This window comes from Planctomicrobium limosum, assembly GCF_051465645.1.
Taxonomy (GTDB): domain Bacteria; phylum Planctomycetota; class Planctomycetia; order Planctomycetales; family Planctomycetaceae; genus Planctomicrobium.
Genome location: NZ_CP195790.1, coordinates 904,981 through 927,122, shown reverse-complemented (window position 1 = coordinate 927,122; position 22,142 = coordinate 904,981). Strand labels below are relative to the sequence as shown.

Below are 22,142 nucleotides of genomic sequence, written 5' to 3'. Positions count from 1 at the left end.
CACTCGGTTCTCTCCCACTCTTCAAGGCGAACTCAGAACTTGATCACCCACAGGTGGGAGTCAAAAGCTCTTTGTTCTGAGAATGTTTCTTCACAGCCACCAGAACTATTCAAGAAAAAAGCCGAGGCAGGTGTACTGCCCCGGCCTCGGCGTGTCGTCGCCGGAAAACTAAGTGCTGCGGAGCTCACTAAACAAGCCTTTAGGCATGTTACCGTTGAAGAAGGCGGATCGTCTTTCGAAAAAGAGTGTCCCACCTCTTCCTAGATCCATCAATCTTTCCCCGTACCGTATCTCGAGAGATCTCTCGAAACCCGTACGACGCGAGATAATTGAGGATCTTGGTTGCAACTCGCTCTCGCTGCTGCATGGCTGGCCCATATGCATCGATCCACCCCGTGATCAATCCGAGTGCCGCTTGATCAGGAGCATCGGCACCATGAGCCTCGTGCAATTTCTCCTCTAGAGTTTTCCAGGCATGCAATCCAAAGCGAATAACTGGTTCCCCAGCAGATGATCGCCGAATCCCAAATCCCAGGATCTGAATTTCAGTCCCGCGTTCATTAAGATCGGTCACATCTTGATTCGCTTTCAACTGCAGTCCATAAGAACGGAGACGTTCATCAACTCTGACAAGACATTGCCGGCCATCCGTCACACTCTGTACAAGATACACCAAATTGTCAGCATATCTGTACCAGAGTCGCAAGCCCTCTGCCTGGAGCAGAAGATCATGCGCGTAATGCATGATAAGATTTAATGCGACTGGGGAATAGTTCCCACCTTGATCTATCCCACATTCTCGCCAAGATTCTGCCCCCTGTATGAGGATCATTGCCAGCTTTAGCACACCTCCGTCAATCGTGATCAATTCTGATGAGGAATTGGAAGACAGCTGTGCTGCTGCGTCCTCTTGCAACTTCTTCAGGTCATCCTGATGTACGTTGTCAAACGCTTGTTGGACGTCTGCAACTGCTACGATCCACCGTCCTTCGGTCTGCATCTCATGCAGGAATCTGGCCAGCAGGTTGAACGTATTTTTTCCCTGCCGAAAACCATAGGAATTCTCAAGAAAGATTTGATCCCAGACATGTCCCAAAACTTCGTACAAAGCTCTTCCGACAATTCGGTCGAGAATGACCCCCAGTTTTAACACACGCTGCCCTCCGTCGCGTTTCTGAAGGATGACCTTTCGGGTTGGTTGGGGACGATAAGTCAAATCTTTAAGAACAGAGGCTAATTTTCCACAGATGAATCCCATCTCCGAAGGGGCAAGATCTCCGTAGCAGATCCCATCCAGCCCCGGCGCGTGGCCACAATTCTCATCAAGATATTTGTACGCACGATAGAGTAAATCACGGTTAGCGATGTCCTCGAGCGTAATCTGTTGGCTTTCAAGTAGTTTTTCTCTTAAGCGTCGCTGACGTCTCAACAGCCAGTAACGCTGACCTTCAGGTCTCAATGCGAAGCGGTTCGGACGCTCAAAGTATCCTTCAGAATTCATCATCCTGCCATTCCTCTCGCGTCCTTAAGAAGGTCAACAATGCTGCTTTTGCGCACGCGGTATCCACGGGCATTCGCTTATAGAGTTCCATCCGGGATTGGCTGTGTTTCGTCAACAGACCGCCATCTGTGTCTTGAATGTCTAACAACAATAATTCGTCTTCGGGATTTGCGCTGCAGAGCTGCTCGTCGGGTAGACGAGGCGGAGCCGGAGCTGTGGTCGCATTAATCAGGATATTCACACGTCCTATTGCTGACATCCCAGCGTGCGTTGTGATAACGGTGTCCCTGAGCGGAGCAGTCGATTTCGCATAATCTTCCGCCCATGCTTTCAAAGGAGCTGCCCATGCAGCTGTGTTGATCGGCGTTCCAACAGAAACACTGGCCTCTGGTAATTTCTTTGCCAAGTGAAAAGCGTGATCCACCGAATCGACCAGAATTCCAATCCGAGGACGGTCAATTTTCATCTGGATGGAGGAACAATCTCGACCTACTGCTTGCAAAGTCCAATGCGGATCGCGGGTGAGTTCATAAACGAGTTGTGCAAGCGCACCATTTCGCTTCTGCGATCTCCAGACGTAGCGTTTGACATCCACGACGCGCACATCTTGGGATCTCCTTCCACGATGTTCGAAGGGAATGTAAACTGGATGAACACGTCGTTGAACACTCCCGTGCTGAGGAATTGTGAAAACCTCATGTCCAAACTGCGAAAGTAGAGTGTCCCGCTGTAAGACGTTGAGGCGAAGACTCGCAGGTAACAATCCAAAGACCTTCACGTTTAGAGGAAGCCTTTCAAACCACCTATTTCGGATCGGCTGTACATCCTGGTATTCGTCTTTCCAGTTTTTGATGCGAGCTGGCAGATAAGAAAAACTTTCGTGTGCATTCAATGCAATACAAATCTTCACTGACCTGAGATCCGCCCCATTGCTGCCGGAGTATCGATAGGATGAAATGACAAATTGTGGAAGGGGGGGCTCAAAGGATACGTTGGAAATGATCGCGCTCGATCCAGGAAGCCGCCTGGCGAGAAATGCAACATCTGTATGCCGACTGCAGATGACGAGCTTTCGATGTTGAGGCCACGCACGATCGATTTGCCTCAGGAGCCAAACGATGTCGACGGAATCCGCACGCATACTTTTATCAAAATAGCGAATAATTCCCCGCTCATGAGTTTGGATGAAATTCAAAAGTTCCACATCGATCGGATTTCGCGATCTTCCGCGGATTCTTTGAGGAGTCGGGAGTCCCCGCTGATGCCCATGCGGAGGAAAAACTTGGTATCCTTGACTTTCCAGGTGAGCCCTGATAACCGATTCCAGACCCGCACACGCAACACCATTGCCGTGCTTATCCATTTCGATTAGCTCCCAATCCACTCTCCCGAGCTTGATTCCATACTCGCTGTCCTTGCCCGCACGGTAAATCGAGGTCGTGAAATCATCCAGTGGTGGGACATACGGATGAATTCTGATGAGTTGACGGTCCCGTCTGATGGTCACTTGATTCATCACTGGTGATACCCTCTATTGAATGATCCAAATATAACGCCCCAGAGTGACGACTGAATTTCGCTCCCATTGGCCCCCTATTCTGGTATCACGTACTAATACCGACGGCAAGTCTGTCCCGACTTAGAGATTTTATTACTTTGTTAAACTTGACGGTCTGGGATAGGTCCCCCTCATGAGAGTGCGGACGGAGATCTTTACGATAGACTGAGGATGTTAAGAATGTTCGTCGGATATCGAAGATCTCGAGAAGATCGCTGGTAATCAATTGCACAGTATCTTCGCACACGACTTGAGTTGCGAGAAATCTCGTAGCTTCAGGACGCCAGTTGATTGCGACCAACACAGCGAATCATGTTATCGATAACACCAGCGGAACCAATGGGTGTTGAGAATGTTGGCCGTGAGAAGCCTATTAGCAGTAGAAGCGAATGCCAGGAACTCTCAAGAGATGTCACAATCTCCTTGACGATAAAGCCTGTTATGGACTTCAGTATTGAAATTTGAGTAGTGTCCGTGGATGAGCAATCCACGGATGCTTTACCCCAGTGACGTCACGAATGACGGGTGGCCTTTCTAGTGTATTGTCTCAGCCAGATGGGATCTTATTCAGGGCCTTTCGAGCCCGGGCGACTTTTTTCAGAATGTCTTCGGCTTTCTTGGTCCAGACGAAGGTTTTCGGGTTCGCATTGTGGTGGTCGATGTACTGCTTGATGGCTGCTTGCAGTTGCTCAACACTCTTGAACACCCCGTTGCGAATCCGATTCTGGGTGATGTCCCGGAACCAGCGTTCGATCACATTCAGCCAGGAACTGCTCGTCGGGATGAAGTGGATGTGAAAGCGTTTGTGTCGCTTCAGCCAGTTGAGCACCTTCGGGTGTTTGTGTGTGGCGTAGTTGTCCACGATCAGATGGAGATCGAGTTCCGAAGATGTTTCGGCGTCAATCTGTTTGAGGAACCTGATCCATTCCTGGTGGCGATGGCGAGGCATGCAGTCCGCAATGATTTTGCCTTCGGCCAATTCAATCGCTGCAAAGAGCGTGGTGGTTCCATTGCGTTTGTAATCGTGTGTGAGTGTCTTCAGACGACCGGGATAAAACGGCAGGCTTTTCTGCGTCCGGTCCAGAGCCTGAATCTGGCTCTTCTCGTCACAGGACAGCACCAGCGCATGTTCTGGTGGATCGAGATACAGTCCGACCACATCCACGAGTTTCTCGGCAAACTTCGGATCGTTGGAGACCTTGAAGGTCTTCACCCGATGCGGTTGCAGGCCATGATCATGCCAGATTCGCTGGACGGTGGAATGACTCACCCCCATCGCTTGGGCCATAGAGCGGACGCTCCACTGGGTGGCATTCACCGGCGTTTCCTGCGTCGTCTTGCGAATGATCTCTGCTTCCACTTCACGACGGACAACCGGAGTTCGGCCTCCCCGGGGAGCATCCTGCTGAATACCTGGGAGCCCCAATTGAGCATAGCGATTCCGCCATGTGCTGACCGTGCGGCGAGTGCATCCCAACGCCTGGGCAATCTCCTGGTTCTCCAATCCCTGGGCAGCCGCCAGCACAATCCTGGCCCGTTGCACCAACCGCACAGGCGTGCTGCGTCCCCGTGCCCACTTCGTCAGCGTGGCGCGGTCTTCGTCCGTCAACTCAATCGCCTTGGCTATTCGCATTGTCTGATCCTCCTTGTTCTGAGGATCAGACGCCAGCCAATCGAAATAAGTTCCCCCAATTAGGAGACATTACACTAGCCCCCTATTTGACGCTGGTGAAAGAGGATTCTTCGCAGCGGGTGCACTCACTTCGAGCAGTGTTCAACGCTATGCGCTGGCTGGTGCGAACAGGCGCTCAGTGGTGTTTCATGCCCCATGTGTTTCCTCCGTGGCCGGTGGTTTATCAACAGGCCCGTCGTTGGCTGGATCCCTGCGTTTTCGAACACATTGCGCATGATCTGCGTGAGGTGGCTCGTGCGGCCCAGAGACGAGAGCCCCCCCTCAGCAACGATCATGGATGCACGAGTCATGCAGTCCACGCCGAAGAGTGGTGCTCGGACTGGGTACGATGGCGGAAAATGAAAAAAGAGTTCGAAGGTTCATGTGGCAATTGACACGCTGGGGCACCTATGGGCCTTGAAGGTCAAGCGCGGACTTACAGGATCGCGCCCAAGTTTCGGAACTCTGCGCTGCCGTGCAAGAAGCCACAGGCCAGTCAGTTGAAGTGGCCTATGTCGATCAGGGATATACCGGTGAATAAGCGGAAGAGGCTGCCGCGGCCCAAGGAGTGGAACTCCGGGTCGTCAAACTCCCTTAGGCCAAGAAAGGGTTCGTCCTCTTCCCTCGTCGCTGGGTGGTCGAACGGACGTTTGCCTGGCTGTGACGATCTCGCAGACTGGCACGTGACGATGAACGACTGGCCGAAGTCCAGGCAGTCTGGCACTGATGTTGCCAGGGGAGCCCTTCTTCTCGAGTACGCCCCACTTGGGGCACAGAGTTCATAACAGGCTCTCGCGAGAATTGAACTGGTGACAACCAGCATGCACCCAGGACTGCGTGGGGGAGAAAAAAGAAAGTTGTTCGACCGGAACTTGCAGGGAATAATCAATTTTATCCGTAAATGGTTTCGTTTTTCTCCTCATACAGGACCCTGTCAGCCTTGGGAAGCGAAGCATGTTTCCTTTCCCTAACGTTAAGGGAAATTTGGCTTTCAAACGTGGGACAAATTATCTGTGATCTAAAAAAAAGAGTTGACCGAGGCTCTGCCCGGCCAACTCTTGGAAATGACGTCAGAAGCGTCAGATGGCGTTCTCCGGCTGCTTTCGAGGCTTCGGAAGATGAACTCCCGCATTCTGTAATGCTTTTCGGATTGTCGTGTCGCTCTTTTCAAAATGTGTGACCATTTCGGCCATGCTCATGCCGGCGGCTTTCGCCGCTGCCACTTGATCAGCATGCTCTTCATGCCAGCGGCGCTTGTTCTGAACTCGCCACGGCATCGCTGCCAATTCAGGATCGCTTTGCTTAGCGATTCGCAAAGCCTTCCGAATAGTGGGATTGGAGACGTTAAACATTGCCGCCAATTGTGCTTCCGTGAGCCCCTTCTTACGCTCCGCAGCGACCGCCATGGCAAGCTCCTTTGCCGGAAACGTGATCTCTGGAACATGAAACTCAAATTCATCGAACCAATGTGGCGCAAGATCTGAGTACCGCTCCGGATCGGCTGCAAAATCTGCCAACGCTGCGGAGGATCCAGAATCATCTGGATCGACGCCGAAATAGCGACGTCGTCGACGCCGCCGAGGCGTAACCTGGTAATTTTCGGAGTGAGGCTCTGCGTCCCGCTCTGGAGTGGCCGGAGTCTCTGAGAAAAAATCGACCGCCCTGCTCAAGGAACCAAGCCGGCAGGTCCGTAGCACGACGCGTCCCTTCGGATGACAGGCAATCTTGTCAATGTGAAGCGAAAGCTCGACATTCGTCAGTGTAGGATTATCGGCTGTTAACACTTCGTTGAGCCGACTCAGAGAAGTGAGAATCGCTGCTGGATCGACAAGAGACGCAATTGTCGCCTCCTGTACCTCCAGTTCTCCGATCTGCAGACGAAGACTTTGTTGCTTCTCCAGAGCCGCATCCAGTCGCTCCTGGATTGCAGCGCGTACAGAACTGGACAGATTGGGATCGCTTAACGAAACAAGCCATCCGTTCGCGTGTTTCGTGTGTGCCTGCAATTCCTGCTCTAACTCGTGCTTGCGATTGGGTGCGTATTGTTGTCTTCTTTCGAGTTCTATTTGCACAAGCGAGACCAGTTCCTGAAACTGCAGCGTTTTCATCAGTTCGTCCGATGTCATTGTCAAATACCTTATCTAGAGAGGTCAAGGTGATGCCGTGGCAGCCTCTTTTTTTGGGCGGCCACGGCATCAATTCAAAGCACCAAAGATTTAGAAGCCGAACAATTTCGTGCGCAAATGAGTGATGATCGACTTCTCAAGCCATTCGACCGGAATCGAAGTTCTGTTCGAACACATTCCAGAGCGACTCAGAGGGCAGGTGTAGTACGAGTAGGATTTTCCGGACTTCGATTTTGTTCCCGAGATGGTGGCATGCATCGCTGCTTTGCATTCAGCGCAAACAACTAGCCCTGATAGAAAATTTTTCAGAACCTGCCCCCGCACAACCGGTGGGAGGAGTTTTCCATCAGAAAAACTGCGCTGAGTCCCACGCTTCTGTTGGGCCGCCCGCGTCAGTCGAGCAAGCTGCGCTTCCTGAAATTCCTGAGGAGATACAATAGCGGTACAAAAGTCGGACTTAATGATCCATTGGTCAGAGGGATTCCGTTCCACCACATGAATGTCTTCAACAATTTTCTTAGTTACCGAGTTAAAGATCATCTTCCCCATATAGAGGGGATTTTTCAGGCGGCGTCCGATCGTAGCCGTATGGAAATTTCTAAGATGCTGAGGTATTTCCGGATCATTTCTGAGAAAACGCGTCACCCGGTCCTGGCCCCAACAGCGTTCGCGAGCAATTTGAAACATACGCTGCGCTATCCATGCCGTTTGGGGATCAGGGACAGGGCGCGTTCCGATAACTTTTCCGCTGCCTAATGGATCAAAGATTGTTTCCAATCGGAATCCAAAAGGAGGAGGTCCTCCCGGCCAGAGACCGCGTTCAACGGCATCAATCTTTCCGCGTCGCACCTGATGCGCCTTAATCTCATTTTCTTGAGTAGCACGAAAAGTGTCGACTTTCGTGAATAGGCGACCTGAGGATGTTGTCGGGTCAGCAAAGCCATTTTTGGCTTCGAGAATCAGGACACCATGATTGACTTCCAGATCTCGACGCAATTCATCGACTTGATCGTTGCGACCAATCCGCTCTGATGTGTCAACGAGGATCAAGTCAAATTTTTTTCCTCCAGCCTTAATGTCCTTCAGCATCCGCTGAAATTCAGGTCGCCGACGGACATACCTTCCGGAGATCGCGTCATCACGATAGACCCCCTGGATTTTCCAGGGACGCTTCTGTTGATTCAGGATGCGTTTAATTTCAGATAATTGCTGATCAGGACTGCGCGGATTCTGCCTGTCAGAACTCATTCTCAAGTAAACGACAACAGAAAAAGGCATATTCCAGTCAATGTTTCGCATGCTAAACTCCAAGTTAATGTCTAGTGAGTCTCTGACGTTCCAAGTCGAAGACGATGGCTCGCGCAACGACCTGTAATAATCGGTGTCGGCGAAGTTTTCTCACACGTTCAGCAAGTTCCTGTTGCTGGCTTTCCGCCAGCCCCTCAGGGAAGAGGATTTCTCCCGTTGCGACGAGGCTCGCAAGTTGTTCGAAATCGGGTGTTGAGACGATAGGTTTCACGGGCCCCTCCTTCTAAAAAGAAAGGCCAGTGGAGTCCCACTGGCCGCGACAATAAAGGTTCTCGATCACGTGCTGATCACGCCAACGCGAAAATCGCGTGATCGTTAAAAATTAGTTCCGCTGTCCCCTTGAGAGGGACTGTTACTGGATCAAATGAATTTCTTCTTGATCTTTATTCAAACGGTAGTGCCCTAAACTTCCATTCACACACTCGATGGCGTTTCGCAAATCCTGAGGAAGTTTTGTCCGAAGGCGATTCATTAAAGACGAGTATGTCGACGTCGTATGAGCCTGTAGCTCACCATACAGCTCCTGGAGATTCGCACTGCGATGTTTTAGAGCCTCGGTTGCCAACAACCAGAGACACTTAAACTGCAACTCCGTCAGACTAAGAGGTGCTTCCTGCCAGAACGCCTCTGACGTTGATCGATTCAATGCTAGTCCACCGCAAGCAATGGCACTCCCCCAGAAGTCAGGTTCATTCTCCCCCCCGACATTGAGAGTTCTCAATGTCGTGAGATGCGCCGCAAGCCGGTCCAGCGCTGCCAATGAATGCAAACCGCTAAGACGCGATCGAAGACTCCCAATCCCGATTGCCGCTAAATTTTCATCAATGTCGATCCACTGGAGATCGGGCTCGTGATGGATTGCCGCATACATCTGGGTACAGGCGATACAGCTGTCAACCAAGAGAAGCTTTCCTGTAGAGCGGAAAAGGGGTTCCATTTGCCTGTTCGCTCTTCTCAGATTCTCCCAAGCCTCCTGCAACTCGCTTACCGCCGGAGCATCTCTCTGAATCATTGAATTGAGTACTGCAAGTAATCGCCGACGCACTCCCTGAAGCAGGTTCTCCACCTCTTCGATACGTGCCAGCATCCGTCGCACGATAAAGTTCCCAACCGGCAGCAGATCTGGATTCAACGCGACCACGGTCGATGCATGCTGAACGGGTTTGTGGGTCGGACTGAAAGTCCATTGAGATTCAGGCTCAAAATAATCATTCGGATTCACGAACTCCCGCACTGAACGGTCGCATTCACACGCGAGCTGGTGCAAGTCGAATTTGAGTGGATCGTGTGTTCCCATTTCGCGCTCTAATAAACGCGTCCCGTCTCCACAGCATTCGATCGTTTCAGAAATCACGCGAGGCTGAGGTGGGAATCGTTTTTTAAGTTCCCTGAGAACCAGTTTCTGATTGCAGTACTTTGAAAGCACTTGGGCACAGAGGTTTAAAGACCGCGCGACCTCCTCGATGGCCATTCTTTCAGGCGTCCCTGCGCCCGGTTTCAAAGTTTTCAGCGGCCATAAAGCAAGATCGCGGAATCGCCGAGTGTGCGTGATCTGTTCCAATGCAGGTGTCACGTCTTCTCGGAACCAAACGTCGAGCGCTGTCGGATTGAAAGACAAATTCGCTTCTGTTCTCTGCAACCGGTCATAGTTGCGGATTGCCAACTCAAGTCGAGTCATGTGTCACACTCGTCAGCAAAAGGATGGAATCACGCTGGATTTTGGATCGCGTGATCGCCACGTGATCGCGACTGATTACTTTCGGAGGAAGGACAGTGGCGGAAGGAGCCGACGGGAGGGGATTTGAACCACACTCCGGCCTCCTCCGATAGCATGACGTAATCACTCCCTGATTGTGCAGCTTAAAAGTATGGAATCAAGGATGAATCCGCTCGACAGAATGCTTAATGTCGCTACCACGGCGGAGAGGCTGGGGGTCAGCACTGCAACCATCTACGCGTTGGTGAATGCGGGGAAACTCCCGTGCTATCGCATCGGCGTGGGGCGCGGGGCAATCCGCATTTCCGAGCGAGAAATCGAGCAGTACCTGGAAAGTTGCCGGCAACTGCCGACAGCTCCAACCACTGCTCGCTCGCCTCGTCCCCGCCGACTCAAACACATCAAGATCTAGCCGCGGCTTTTCTGGCCTGTTTCAACAGGTGTTCCGGATTATGAGACAGGTGCTGATAAACGCGGGCCAACGTGCTGGGATCAGAATGTCCCATCAGGACCGCCACGGTCAAACCATCCAGTCCCGACTGCAGGGCATGTGTCGCCCAGGAATGTCGCAAAGCATACAGGGAATACCGGGGGACCAGTTGGACCGCCTGCCGGTTTCGCAGTTTCAAGCGCGCTTCCGCCCGCAATTCGGCCGGGGTTTTCTGTGTCGTTTTCCCCTTCACCCGTTTTGTGGGGGACAAGGTTTGTGCAAATGCAGCGACAGCCTCTGGAGAAATGACGATTTCCTGATGAGCCATCTCCCTAATCCCCATGCGTCGCTGAACTCGATCGAATCCGCAGTTAACGGCGTCTGTTGTCCAGGACATTCCGTGCGAATTCCGAAACAGCGTCCCAGTCGAGAACTGTCCCATCCTGCAGCGCGTAATCTCCAAGGCAGTTTCTGTGAGATAGACGATGCGGGGAGCCTTCTTTCCTTTGGACTCGCTGGGAGGAAAGATCCATCGGCTGTTCTCCAGATCGACATGGCGGGCCTCCACCCGCAACAACTCCTGAGGTCGGCACCCAGTCTCCCAAGTGATGACAACCAAATCCCGAAAGGCTTCTTCTGGACAGCAGGAAAGGATGCGGGCATATTCCTCCTCAGAAATAAAGACTTCTTTTCGCTCCCCTCCGGGAACTTCCATGTTCGCGATCGGATCAAGCGCGATGTACCCCTGCTGCAACGCCCACTTCACACAGCGTTTGACGCTCCGCGTATAGTTTCGTCGCGACGTTTTCGACAACCCGTCGTATCTGTCGACCCACCTCTGCACGTGAAATGGTTTCAATTCATCCGTGCGCAGATCGGGATGGGCCTCTGCAAAGCGCTGCAGGCGATAGCGATACCACTCATAGGTGTCAGCAGAGCGATGCTTTTGCACCCAGTCCAGAAATGTGTCGATGATCTCGACCACGGTGCCTGTCATCGACCGACAGGCACGTGGACGCCCCATCAGCTCATAGAAGCGATCCGAGGCTTGCTTCTTGTCGGGACCAAGCGAATGTCTTTGTCCGTCAATCGTAACGAACCAGCTGCGACGTGACTTCCAATACCAAGGTTTGGGAACACGGGCCATGAAAAACCTCCAGCTCAAAGTGAAGAAAACACCAGAGCGAGCCGAAAGGTTTGCTTAGAGCCCAGCCAGCGGCAACTGGCTGGGCTCCTTATTCATGATCTGCAAAAGCGACGATTCTGTATCAATTCTGTACCGTCGCGAGAAACCAGAGAAACAACTTTTGACATAAGTCCTTGTCTCTCTAAGTGCACCCCAGTGGGCTCGAACCACTAACCTTCGGTTCCGTAGACCGATGCTCTATCCAATTGAGCTAGGGGTGCAGACGTGATTGGTGGTCACGTGCGGAGCATCTTATCGAAAACTTTCTCGCTGACAATCCAATTGGCGACAGAAAGAAAAGAAAGTTTGCAAACTTTTAAATCGTCGCAGAATCTCAACTCTGTCCCATCGACCGACGTCGCAAACTGTGATCGGTGCACGACTAATCTCTCCAGCCGTCATGAATGTCGCAGGCAAACCGGCATCGATGAAACACCAGCAGTCTGCGCCAAGTTAACTACTGATTCGCGGGCCAGCAGGCGACTTTCCACTCTCGCTCTCGCTTGATGCGTGCCCATTGCGGGGCACTTCTTCTGCTCCATCCTTGCGGCGGCGTCCGTAGCCTCTGTTTCCGTATCCGTACCCATAACCGTAGTACGAAGAACCGTAGCCTGATTCTGCCAGAAACTCTTTCGTGCTTCCGTATGTGTTCAGAATACAGCCTCGTAGGTTGGATCTGGATGATCGCAAACGGCTGACGGCCTCGGCCACCTTGCGTTTGGTGTCGACCGATGGACGAATCACAAGCAAAGAGATATCACACTTCTGTGACACAATTGCCGGGTCAGACACCAGCAGCACTGGGCCACTATCAACCAGCACCATGTCATAATTCTGCTTGCACTGGGAGAGCAATTCGTCAAATCGCTCTGACTGCAGCAATTCGGCTGGATTTCGAACAGCCCCTCCAGCAGACATGAGATAAAAACCTTCAATCCCGGTCTCACGAACGATGTCTGCCAGTTCAGCCTTTTCCTGCAGGAACTCTGACAGCCCGACATCGATTGGAAAGTTCATGAACCGATGGACGGTTGGGGCTCGCATGTCGCCGTCAATGATCAGAACCTTTAAACCCAGCTCTGCAAAAGACGCTCCCAAGTTTACCAGGATCGTCGATTTTCCGTCTTTGGGCTGGCTGCTGGTCACCATTGCTGTGCGCAGATTCCCAGACTTCACTTCCTTGAGCAGATAAGTTCGCATCAGGCGGAATGCCTCCGCCTCAGGCGCTTGTGCATCCACAATAAAGCGACTCGATCGCTTTCGGTCTCGGGAGTGGTTGATCTTGCCAACTTGTGCGATCACCGGAACACCAAGCACCTGAGCAATTTCAGATGGAGAGCGGAAGCGGTTGTCGAGGTGGTCGTTTGCGAACGCAAGAACTGTTCCGAGGCAAAGCCCTAGCAATAGTCCACTCGCCCCACAAAGAATAAGACTTGGCCAAACCTTTTGGCCGAGTTGCGGATCTTCCAGGACTTCATGAACGTAACCGCTCAGCCCGGTTGCTGTGTCCAACTCACGCAACTGCGAAACGACCCCATCATACAGGGCCTGTTTCCTGGTAATTTCACTCTGGATCATCCGGTCTTTCAACTCAAATTCGACCAGAGATTTCGATTTCTCTTCAGCATCCATCGCCAAGGCATCAAGTTGTGTTTTGCGCTGGTTCAGCGTTTCAAGGTCATTGCGAAGAAAACCTGTATACGCTCTCAAAAGAAGTTCAGGTGTCAACTTGTCAAACAACGGAGCATAGACTTCTGCTGCGGCACTTTCCTGCAGAAGATTTTCAACCAGCTTAATTTCCTTACGCAGGTTCTCCACATTGGGATGACTTGGGCCGAAATTCGACTCAAGACGAGACAACTCCGCCTTCAATGACGTCAGTCTCCCGTAGCGGGTCTCTGCATCTTTAATACGACTGACTTGCGACTGCTGAAACTCGGAGGTCTGAGCCGACGAGAAGCCAGCAAATGTCCCCAATCGCTGAAGACTGTCTGAGTCGATCAAAGCAATCAGTTCAAGTTTGTCTCCGTTGTTCTCCTTGATCTTCTGAATGCTCTCAAGAACATTTTTATGCCGGGTCTCAACCGCTGATCGTTCGATCTCGACAGTGACCAGTTCGTCTTGAAGTCGGCGGAACTTGTCCATGTAAACATTGCTTGCACCTTGCTCACCGGAATAGAGGATTGGAGCTTTCTGGCGCGCTTCAACGTAAGATGCTTCAAGCTGCTTTAAGTCACTCTCGATTTTCTCCTGAGCATGCTGAATCAATTGATTCGCTTCCGACATCACGCGTGTCACCTGCTCGTCGAGAAACTTCTCATACTCGACCACCAGGCTGTGCAAGATGAGGAGACATTCCTCTGGGTTTGTGTGCCGCAGGCTCAGGTTCAAGCTTCTCGCGTTTTTTGCAGATCCACGCCCCCCCTTAGTCAGCGAGACGCGATCAACGACATAATCAATGGCATGATCGACAGAATCTTGATCCTCTTTGAGGTGGGACTGGAGACCTTCCATCTCACTCCAGTTCACTCGCTCCAGAGCGTTGCCGATGATGCGGCGACTGGAGACGATTTCCATGTGGTTCGCCAGAATTTCGTCTTGAATTCGGTCATTTCCCCAAGAGGTATCGCCTCCTTGCGAACCGCCACGCATATCCTTCAGGGTCACCAGCATCTTTGCCTTGGACTCATACCAGACTTCTGCGTTGGCCCAATAAATCACCGCCATCAAGATGCCGAGCACCCCGCAAAAGATGATCATCGGGGCTTGCTTACGGAAGATTGCCCCGAAATCCACTGTGGCAGTCGACATGGAAGGGAATGCCGGCTTGTGAGAAGTTTGCACTGGCACAGGAGATGCATGCTCTATCATCGAGTCAGGCCTCAATTCGCTCTGATTAATTAAACGCTGTCGGCATTCTGAAGGGGCGCGAAACCCTCCTATTCGATGCATTCAGGAGCATACGCGCCGTAAGTCCAGTATGCAATATCCATTCCAGCACTCAAGGGAAATCATTCCAATGATTTGGAATGGTAAAACTTCCCGCAAAGTTCCCCCAAAATGCGTATTCCTGACACATCCCCTTCTTTGATCCATACAGGAGCAACAGAAACAAGAAGACTCGACAGAAACTCGCTCATTTCCTTGGCATCCAGGCAACGCCTCTCATACTTCCTAAGTGGCATACCGAAGCCAAGAATTCGATCTGGAAATACGATCAAGAACACCGTTCGACAGGTCGATTTCCCGGCGAAGCAATGGTGATTCATAAATCGTTTCTGCAGCAGACGAAGTGTCTTGCAAAATCCAGAAAACCCGATATCGTTCGCGTGTCGGTACCCGGTAGTGTAACGGTAGCACAACAGTTTTTGGTACTGTTCGTCAAGGTTCGAATCCTTGCCGGGTAATTTCTTAAATCTCTGCTGTGACGTCTCTTACGTCAACCTGATTCAGCGGCACACAAAGCCGCAACTGCATCTCTTGTTCATCGATGCAGTCAGTTGTGCCTGATAAACGCATCGGCTAAATGCACTCCCACCAAAGCTTGAGAGCAAGTTCCGCTTGCATTTTGCAAGTTGGTAATGACCTTGAATTTCGAGGTATGAGAGCGGCTGCGACAAGTATGTCGTCCAGCTTCTCAGAGGGAGTGACTCTTCGACCACCTGGGGATTGGCTGGCGGTGATACATCGCCACTTCCTCTGGGATTCCGCGTCGCGAATTCCAGACTTCTCCAGGGCGTGAGATTCGATCAATCTCACCAGAGACGTTCACTTACCGTCTGTTGACAGGTGACTGCCGGGGGCAGCATAAACGCGGCAGAAAGCCAGAGTTCAAGCACGATTGTTTGTAACTGATTTGAGGCTTCAGGTAGCTCTATAATCGGCTTCGACGTCTCAGCGCCAGCCAGGCACAAGCTGCGAAGAAAGCCTGTGTCCCAAAGAGACAGAACAGCAACAGATACACAATTTCTCGAGTCCGATCATCTGAATAGACACTCGGATAAAAGGGAGGCATCCATTGCGCAAGAACCGCCAGCACAATCAAGCAAAGTGCGCTTCCTGCAAGCATGACAACTGCTGCTGCCCATTGTTTCCCCTTGCCAATCTGGATGCCTAAACCGACTCCCAAAACTGCATTGAACAGCAGAGGGATCGTATAGCCGAGCATTTCCATTCGAGGAATCTTCGCGCTCGTCGAGAGCCCCAGCATGCCTCCGAGTGGCCATAGAACCATCCAGGATCCCATCGCGATAAAACTCAGGATGATGAATCCCGAAGCATCGCCGACGCGACGTGGGGAAGTCAGCGTACGCATGCCCTCAGAGAGACGGCCTACTGAACGGCCTGTAATTTTTTCTCCATTTCGAAATCGGGTCAGGTCGTTTCGAAACTCAGCCGCAGAGATGTAACGATCTTCCGGAACAACAGAGAGAGCTTTCTCGCAGATCGTCGCGAGATCTTTGGGAATCTCGGAATTCACCTGACGAAGCTTCTCTACCGCGCCGTTCCGAATCGTTTCCAATACTTGAATAACAGTTTCCCCAGAGAAGGGTGCTCGCCCTGTCAGGACTTCGTACAGGATCGCTCCCAATCCATAAACATCTGTGGCGGCGTTTGGACCTGATCGTGTCGATTCAATCTGCTCCGGGGCCATGTAAATCGGCGTTCCGAGAATCACGCTTGAGCGAGTATCGGAGTTCACCGACTCTATTAACTTGGCCAGTCCGAAATCTGAGAGACGCGGAATGAAGGGGAAGCCTGAGTGGGAATGCTGGGCAACAGGAAAGAGCAAGACGTTGGCAGGTTTGAGATCACGATGCAGGATGCCGTGCTGATGGCTGTACTCAATGGCATCAGCCAGACAAATCAATAATCCTGCGGCAACACCAGGATCCATCGGACCATGCTCTCGAAGCCACTCGGCGAGAGTTGGACCAGCACAATAGGCATAAGCAATGAAGGGGACCGGTCCATCTTCTCCCGCTTCATATGCTGGTACAATATGCGGATGATCCAGCTGGGCAGTCAGGCGTGCTTCCTGAACAAATCGCTTGCGAGTATCCTCATTCATCAGCCCAGGAGGAAGCGGGATTTTTAACGCAACATCTCGATGCAGCTGGGGATCATAAGCGAGATACACGACCGCGAAGCCACCGGCCCCCAACATTTTCCGGACTTCATAACGACCGACCTGCTCTGGAAGACCGGGCTGCCGGCGATTCACTGGTGGCGGTTGGGGCGAAGCATGCATCATCTGCAAGTTCAATAGCAATTGCTGGGCGCCAGCATCATCTGAACCGGCATCCGCGCTGACATCAGTCGCTCCAGCCCACAATGTCTCATCAATTTCAATTAACCGATCAATCCAGTCGGCCGACGGATCGGTCTGTTCCCGGTCATTCGACATGGCCCCAATATTCCTAAACGCTGATTCACCCCTCGTTCCTGAACATCACTGATGTGCCAGGGGACGGAATTCTCTCAGGCCCGCTCGCTTCACTTACATGCCTCGCTGAATTACCTACTGAGAAACACGTGCTTCAGTATCGTATCATGTCAGAAGCGACCACTTTAACGTGATCTTTCAGGGACATTCCTCGGAGACCACTCTCCAACTCCGCTTCTACTATGGTCCTTAAACTTCCACCATTCATCACAATGAGTCGACAATAGCCGGCCAACTTATACAGCAGGCAGCTCAGTGGGCTTCTACGAGTGGACGGTCTTTTGCCCATCTGCCGATCGCAAAAAAGAAGACTGCGCAGAGGACATAGCCAACAACAATATCATCAGCTCGGTACACATACGCTCCTTCGACCGGAGCAACGAAACGGAAGCAATGGTCTAATACAAACGCACTGTGAACCTGATATGCGTGCATTGCTCCCAACCCTGTCAAAGCTGCTGCAACAAGCATCCAGACAGCAGCGGCTCCGAACTTTCGATCGATTAAACAGACCGATGCGGCTGCCAGAATCATGCACGTGAAAATGTACCCGCGTTCCATGACCAGCATTCCGTGAACAAGGAACCCGTTAACATTGGCTTCCGTTCGGCTTGCGGCACGTGGGACTTCCGCAGCAGCCGATTCTGTAGAAGGTGGCTCGGTTGCCGGTTGCTCGGTGAAAAGTGGCTCGACTGGTGCTTCATCAACCGAAACAACGTTTACCGGAGGAGCCACTGGAGTAACAATCGCTTGCAGCGTCTGTCCCCCGGAAAGGATCAGGGTTCCCATAAAAACCGTCGCTCCCCAGGCTGCGATCGAAGGGAACAAACCAACAGCGACCGCAGGAGAATGCTGTGGGGGCGTTGCCTGAAATGCCTGAGCAGTAATGATGATTCCGATCCACAAGACGATGGCAGCGCCCGCTTCGACAGGGATAATGGCAGAGACCAGTCCCATCAATCCACCAAAAATGATAATGGTGGTCACAAGCCCGTTTAATGTGGAATAACCAGCTCTGGCTCCCAATGCTTTCCATCCGGGATGCCCAATATAGATTGTCGTCGGATAACAGCTTCCAAACAGGGCCGCGACAATTGTGCCAACTCCATTCATCAACATTGACGGCATGGTGGCATACTTGTCTCCAGCCGCTTCGGCTGACTCAATATTTTGGAGACTGCCGACAATATTGAAGACGCCCATCGGAATCACAACGGAAAGAAATGGGACCCATTTATCGACGCCTTTCAGCGCTTCAAGAATGGCGTCGCCGCACCAGACCGGAGGACACCATCCGACCTGCTTCAATGCCTCGGTAACAGCCGTGACGTTCCCGGCTCCCAAGGTCACCCATTCAGGAAGCGATGAGAACTTCATCAATGGAACCATCAGCCAGGCGGTTGCAGTTCCAACAGCGACAGCCACCAGTCCAGCTGGCAATCCCAATGGCAATGGTGCCCTGGAGAACAATCCGAACAAGACGATTGCCATTGGCAGCATGCTGATCAATGGCTTCTGGAAGATCTCCAGAGCAAATGTCATCGAGATGAACCCGATGGCAATTCCGGCGAGCGTCGAAAGCAAAGCCGCCCGGGGAGTCACACGTCGAATCGGCTCGGCAATAAAGCCCCCGACGATCTCGATAATTCCGCTGCCCAGACAGGCCAGTAGCCCCATGCGCCATGCGGCCATGGCATCACCGGTTCTGTCGAATTCAGGCTTGATAATGAAGAAGACGAAGACGATCAACGACAGCGTGTTGATGCCATACGGCAAGGCTGTCACATCATTTCGTCCAGTCCGCTTTGCGAGGCGATGTGCCTGAATCGCATAGAAGACGTTCCCTACCAGAACACTCAGAGCGGTTCCTGGAAGAATTACTTTTGCGAGCAACTCTGTGGACATTCCGCAGAGCCCGATCCCCATCCCCACGATCAACAGGATCTGAACCAAATTATCGACAAACAGTCCACAGAATCCATCGAGGTCACGTTTGACGAATAGCTTCATAGTCACATTCCCCGGGGGTCATCGCAACTCTGCTGATCCGCCTGTGTGCGCTATCAAGCAAGATCATTTTCGACTGAGCATCTCATTCGTGAACTGCATATTCGGAGCGTTGAGAAGCAGGCATTTCTCACCTGTGCATCTCGAATCGCAGCTTGGATCGGATCGATTCTACCTCAAATGTCCGACACGGTGGCAACAACCTCAACGTCTCGTAAGTGCTGCCACCGTGCTTCGGATTTATTGCAAGTCAGGATGATCGGTCCTGAAAGAAGTTAGTGTTGCGGATGAACTCCGGCTTCAGATGCTTCTGTTTCGATCACCGGATCTTTAGAGTCGTCACGGAATGTGAACGCAAACAACAACATGATCACACCGGCCATGATGCATGGAACCATCCAGAATTGTTGCCACTGCGGCAATGTCAGAGCTTCTGTCGCGATTCCTGAACCCGATTTGGCGTACATATACTGAGAAATTTGAGCGCCAATCAGCATTCCCAAACCTTGAGTCACGAGCACAAGGAAGCCTTGAGCCTGTCCGCGAATCGCTTTGTGAGCTCGCTTGTCGACGTAGATGTACCCGGTAACAAAGAAGAAGTCATAGCAGATCCCGTGCAGAAGAATTCCACCAAGAACCATCCACGTTGCGCCGCTTTCAGCAGCCGTTGAAAACAATCCGTAGCGGACCACCCAGGCGAGCATTCCGACCAACAACATCCACTTCACACCGAGGCGAGCAAAGAAGAGTGGCATCGCAAGCATGAAGAAGACTTCAGACCATTGCCCGAACGACATAGTGTAAGCCGGGCTTTCAAAGCCAGCGGCCTTCACGAACACAGGTGCATAGGCGTAATAGGTCGAAAGTGGAATACAGATCAGGAACGAAGCCAAGATAAAGATTGCAAAGCTTGGGCGTTTCATCAGCTTGATGGTTTCGAGACCAAGCAGATTCGCGACCGTGGCTCTCTGGCCTTTCGCTGGTGGTGCCGTGTGAGGCAATGTCAGACTGTAGAGCCCGAGCAAGAGTGATGCTCCTGCAGCAACCTGAAACTGTATCGCCAGTTCATCTGCCTTCAGGTACTTGCTGACAACGACCCCTGCAACAATCCAGCCGATCGTTCCCGCGACACGCACGATCGGGAATTCAACTTCCTGATTCCTGATGTTGTGGAAGGTCAGAGTATTGGTCAGCCCCAATGTTGGCATGTAGCACAACATGTGAAACAGCAGGATGCCGATAAACGCCGAACCGGCGAGGTGGGGAGCAACAAACTCGGAGATGCGGGGGGCAGCAAACAACGCCGCCGCACCAAGAATATGCAATGCGGCCAAGACTCGTTCTGTCGCAAAGTATCGGTCTGCAATCAGTCCCAGAAAGAGTGGGGCGATGATTGCCGCAATTGGACCGACGGAATAGGCGTTTCCAATGAGATCGCCCATGCCATGCTTGGTCATGTAATTACCAACCGTGACGTACCAGCTTCCCCATACGAAGAACTGGAGAAACATCATGATCGACAAGCGGATGATTACGCCGACATTCATACGGTGTCCCGACTAGGCAATTTCCTTCCGCCACCGACAGTCGATCAACCTGCCTCCACTGGCAGTTGACACATCGAATCCGCCCTTTGTCCCAGAAAACATCAGCGCAATCATGCGACTGGAACAAACACTGTCAGGTAGCAATCCGGAGAGACCGTGCCACCGTACAGAGGGAAAGTTTCGGACGCAAGCATTCTGCAGCTCTGTTTTGTTCCAGAACGGCACTTTGCTTGGGAATTTGCCTGTCTCCGCCGCTGATTTGCACCTGTCACCACGATCTTTTCAGCGAATCTGGGATGAGAAACTCTGAATTCTGACAAGATCGAGAACCTGTGATGCAAAATCGCCCACTCCAGAATTCTCCGGAATGGGCGATTGTTGGCCTTGTTTCACTTCACACCAAAGTGTGAGCCCTACTTCTTTTCCGACTCGAGACCGCAGAGCTCGATTTCAAAGACGAGTGTGGCATTTGGTGGAATCAGGTTGTCGACACCAGCATGACCGTAACCGAGTGATGGAGGGACGATTAGGCGGCGACGACCGCCAACTTTCATTCCCTGAATCCCCTCTTTCCAACCGGGAATCACGCTCGCCACAGGCACGTTCACAGGTTCACCAATATCTCGAGTATCGGTAAACCGCTTTCCGTCGAGGAGTTGTCCAACGTAGTGAACAGAGACGTTCGTGGCGTTCGAGGCCGATTCCCCTTCGCCGTTCTTCAGCTCCACGTACCGCAGTCCGGATTCGGTCTGTACTGAAAGATCCTTCAGTTCAATTTTGCGGAAGTCGACACGAGTCGAGTGACTTTGCAGGGCGATATGACCAATTGGAGGCCGCTGGGAAAGCAGATAGCGTGACTTAGGCTGCTCGCTGCCAATGCTTGGAGCCCCCTGTCGATTCAGCTGCACCTGATTCACCAGTTCTCCATTGATTTTGACGATCAACTGGTCGCCCCGACAGACGACTTCACATTGATTCCATTCGCCGACCGGCTTCAACACAGCCTTCTGAGTCGCAGGGACCTGATAATAAACGCTCCCGGTATATTGATCAGGCCGCAGAGACGCGTATTTCGGGGAAGAGTCATCCAGCAACTGAACTTCGATCCCGGTAAATGTTGGGTTACCTGCTGGAGGACATCGCAGGCCAATTCCGGTGTTGCCACCGACCTGCAGTCGATACTCCAGACGAAGTTCAAAATCGCCATATTCAGTGACAGTGCGAAGCCATCCTCCGGCCGCGGAATGACAGGAGATCATCTCACCATCGCGGACCCAAGCCGACTGCTTGCCTTCCTGAACTTCCCATCCTGCCAAGCCATCGCCTGCAAGGAGGGACTTGAACTGAGATTCATTCTGGGACACGCTTGGAGGTGCAGCCACAGTGGCCGTGACTGGCATTACAAAGTTTCCGGAATTGTCCGCGGAGCTGGACTGACCAGTTGCCTGAACAATCCGATCTGCGGCTGAGGCAGTCGCTGCACTTACGAACAACACGCAGGCAGTGCCGAAAAATGATCTCAAACGTATCACGGCTGGTGGTTTCCTGATTCTACAGGGCAACGGCCAAACAGACTGAACTCAATTTTCAGTCTGCATCACTGATGCACTTCAATCGTGAACCTGCTCCAGGGAGATCATTCTC

14 protein-coding genes, 2 tRNA genes and 1 pseudogene are annotated in these 22,142 nt (G+C 52.1%); 3 read left to right on the top strand and 14 right to left on the bottom strand.

Features of this window, described 5'->3' with window-relative positions; translation table 11 throughout:
- Nucleotides 1-208 precede the first annotated feature (208 nt).
- From SH527x_RS03355 to SH527x_RS03345, 3 genes are all read right to left on the bottom strand, one after another.
- A complete protein-coding gene (locus tag SH527x_RS03355) occupies nucleotides 209-1,504 on the bottom strand; it encodes a reverse transcriptase domain-containing protein (RefSeq protein ID WP_437193242.1) in 1,296 nt (431 codons plus the stop codon).
- Nucleotides 1,491-2,105 carry a hypothetical protein gene (locus SH527x_RS03350; protein WP_437193241.1) on the bottom strand — a complete coding sequence of 205 codons (615 nt, stop codon included), beginning with the start codon at nucleotides 2,103-2,105 and terminating at the stop codon, nucleotides 1,491-1,493. Before SH527x_RS03350 ends, SH527x_RS03355 begins: the two co-directional genes overlap by 14 nt.
- Nucleotides 2,106-3,606: 1,501 nt before the next feature.
- Nucleotides 3,607-4,692, bottom strand: coding sequence for an IS630 family transposase (locus SH527x_RS03345; protein ID WP_437193240.1), 1,086 nt, complete (start codon nucleotides 4,690-4,692; stop codon nucleotides 3,607-3,609).
- Between the two features lie 68 nt (nucleotides 4,693-4,760).
- Here SH527x_RS03345 and SH527x_RS03340 point away from each other — a divergent pair.
- Nucleotides 4,761-5,458: pseudogene (locus tag SH527x_RS03340) on the top strand (IS5 family transposase).
- 352 nt (nucleotides 5,459-5,810) lie between these two features.
- Here the strand turns inward: SH527x_RS03340 and SH527x_RS03335 are convergent.
- From SH527x_RS03335 to SH527x_RS03320, 4 genes are all read right to left on the bottom strand, one after another.
- A complete protein-coding gene (locus SH527x_RS03335) occupies nucleotides 5,811-6,857 on the bottom strand; it encodes a hypothetical protein (RefSeq protein ID WP_437193239.1) in 1,047 nt (348 codons plus the stop codon).
- Nucleotides 6,858-6,947: 90 nt separating this feature from the next.
- Nucleotides 6,948-8,156 carry a recombinase family protein gene (locus SH527x_RS03330; protein WP_437193238.1) on the bottom strand — a complete coding sequence of 403 codons (1,209 nt, stop codon included), beginning with the start codon at nucleotides 8,154-8,156 and terminating at the stop codon, nucleotides 6,948-6,950.
- A 13-nt stretch (nucleotides 8,157-8,169) separates the two neighbouring features.
- On the bottom strand, nucleotides 8,170-8,376 hold the full coding sequence (locus SH527x_RS03325) for a hypothetical protein (protein WP_437193237.1): 207 nt from the start codon (nucleotides 8,374-8,376) through the stop codon (nucleotides 8,170-8,172).
- A 141-nt stretch (nucleotides 8,377-8,517) separates the two neighbouring features.
- Nucleotides 8,518-9,843 (bottom strand): hypothetical protein, encoded by a 1,326-nt coding sequence (locus SH527x_RS03320; RefSeq protein WP_437193236.1) that lies wholly within the window; start codon nucleotides 9,841-9,843, stop codon nucleotides 8,518-8,520.
- 202 nt (nucleotides 9,844-10,045) lie between these two features.
- On the opposite strand from SH527x_RS03320, the gene SH527x_RS03315 reads away from it, so the two are divergent.
- Nucleotides 10,046-10,294, top strand: coding sequence for a helix-turn-helix domain-containing protein (locus SH527x_RS03315; RefSeq protein WP_437193235.1), 249 nt, complete (start codon nucleotides 10,046-10,048; stop codon nucleotides 10,292-10,294).
- On the opposite strand, the gene SH527x_RS03310 is transcribed toward SH527x_RS03315, so the two are convergent.
- From SH527x_RS03310 to SH527x_RS03300, 3 genes are all read right to left on the bottom strand, one after another.
- Nucleotides 10,284-11,459 carry a tyrosine-type recombinase/integrase gene (locus SH527x_RS03310; protein WP_437193234.1) on the bottom strand — a complete coding sequence of 392 codons (1,176 nt, stop codon included), beginning with the start codon at nucleotides 11,457-11,459 and terminating at the stop codon, nucleotides 10,284-10,286. The genes SH527x_RS03315 and SH527x_RS03310 overlap by 11 nt on opposite strands.
- 186 nt (nucleotides 11,460-11,645) lie before the next feature.
- A tRNA-Arg gene (locus SH527x_RS03305) sits at nucleotides 11,646-11,719 on the bottom strand.
- A gap of 232 nt (nucleotides 11,720-11,951) precedes the next feature.
- A complete protein-coding gene (locus tag SH527x_RS03300) occupies nucleotides 11,952-14,309 on the bottom strand; it encodes a polysaccharide biosynthesis tyrosine autokinase (protein ID WP_437193233.1) in 2,358 nt (785 codons plus the stop codon).
- 525 nt (nucleotides 14,310-14,834) lie between these two features.
- Between SH527x_RS03300 and SH527x_RS03295 the strand changes: the two genes are divergently transcribed.
- A tRNA-Gln gene (locus tag SH527x_RS03295) sits at nucleotides 14,835-14,905 on the top strand.
- Between the two features lie 467 nt (nucleotides 14,906-15,372).
- On the opposite strand, the gene SH527x_RS03290 is transcribed toward SH527x_RS03295, so the two are convergent.
- The 4 genes from SH527x_RS03290 to SH527x_RS03275 all read right to left on the bottom strand — a co-directional run bounded on the left by SH527x_RS03290 (nucleotide 15,373) and on the right by SH527x_RS03275 (nucleotide 21,898).
- Nucleotides 15,373-16,905 carry a protein kinase domain-containing protein gene (locus SH527x_RS03290; protein WP_437193232.1) on the bottom strand — a complete coding sequence of 511 codons (1,533 nt, stop codon included), beginning with the start codon at nucleotides 16,903-16,905 and terminating at the stop codon, nucleotides 15,373-15,375.
- A gap of 291 nt (nucleotides 16,906-17,196) precedes the next feature.
- On the bottom strand, nucleotides 17,197-18,954 hold the full coding sequence (locus SH527x_RS03285; protein ID WP_437193231.1) for an NCS2 family permease: 1,758 nt from the start codon (nucleotides 18,952-18,954) through the stop codon (nucleotides 17,197-17,199).
- A gap of 272 nt (nucleotides 18,955-19,226) precedes the next feature.
- A complete protein-coding gene (locus SH527x_RS03280) occupies nucleotides 19,227-20,498 on the bottom strand; it encodes an MFS transporter (protein WP_437193230.1) in 1,272 nt (423 codons plus the stop codon).
- 413 nt (nucleotides 20,499-20,911) lie between these two features.
- Complete coding sequence (locus SH527x_RS03275) at nucleotides 20,912-21,898, bottom strand: family 16 glycoside hydrolase (protein ID WP_437193229.1); 987 nt, start codon at nucleotides 21,896-21,898, stop codon at nucleotides 20,912-20,914.
- Nucleotides 21,899-22,142: the final 244 nt, after the last annotated feature.

Coding starts and splice junctions, on each gene's coding strand:
- SH527x_RS03355 (WP_437193242.1), bottom strand. CDS start 1,504: ATGATGAATTCTGAAGGATACTTTGAGCGTCCGAACCGCTTCGCATTG.
- SH527x_RS03345 (WP_437193240.1), bottom strand. CDS start 4,692: ATGCGAATAGCCAAGGCGATTGAGTTGACGGACGAAGACCGCGCCACG.
- SH527x_RS03335 (WP_437193239.1), bottom strand. CDS start 6,857: ATGACATCGGACGAACTGATGAAAACGCTGCAGTTTCAGGAACTGGTC.
- SH527x_RS03330 (WP_437193238.1), bottom strand. CDS start 8,156: ATGCGAAACATTGACTGGAATATGCCTTTTTCTGTTGTCGTTTACTTG.
- SH527x_RS03320 (WP_437193236.1), bottom strand. CDS start 9,843: ATGACTCGACTTGAGTTGGCAATCCGCAACTATGACCGGTTGCAGAGA.
- SH527x_RS03315 (WP_437193235.1), top strand. CDS start 10,046: ATGAATCCGCTCGACAGAATGCTTAATGTCGCTACCACGGCGGAGAGG.
- SH527x_RS03310 (WP_437193234.1), bottom strand. CDS start 11,459: ATGGCCCGTGTTCCCAAACCTTGGTATTGGAAGTCACGTCGCAGCTGG.
- SH527x_RS03300 (WP_437193233.1), bottom strand. CDS start 14,309: ATGTCGACTGCCACAGTGGATTTCGGGGCAATCTTCCGTAAGCAAGCC.
- SH527x_RS03290 (WP_437193232.1), bottom strand. CDS start 16,905: ATGTCGAATGACCGGGAACAGACCGATCCGTCGGCCGACTGGATTGAT.
- SH527x_RS03285 (WP_437193231.1), bottom strand. CDS start 18,954: ATGAAGCTATTCGTCAAACGTGACCTCGATGGATTCTGTGGACTGTTT.
- SH527x_RS03280 (WP_437193230.1), bottom strand. CDS start 20,498: ATGAATGTCGGCGTAATCATCCGCTTGTCGATCATGATGTTTCTCCAG.
- SH527x_RS03275 (WP_437193229.1), bottom strand. CDS start 21,898: ATGCCAGTCACGGCCACTGTGGCTGCACCTCCAAGCGTGTCCCAGAAT.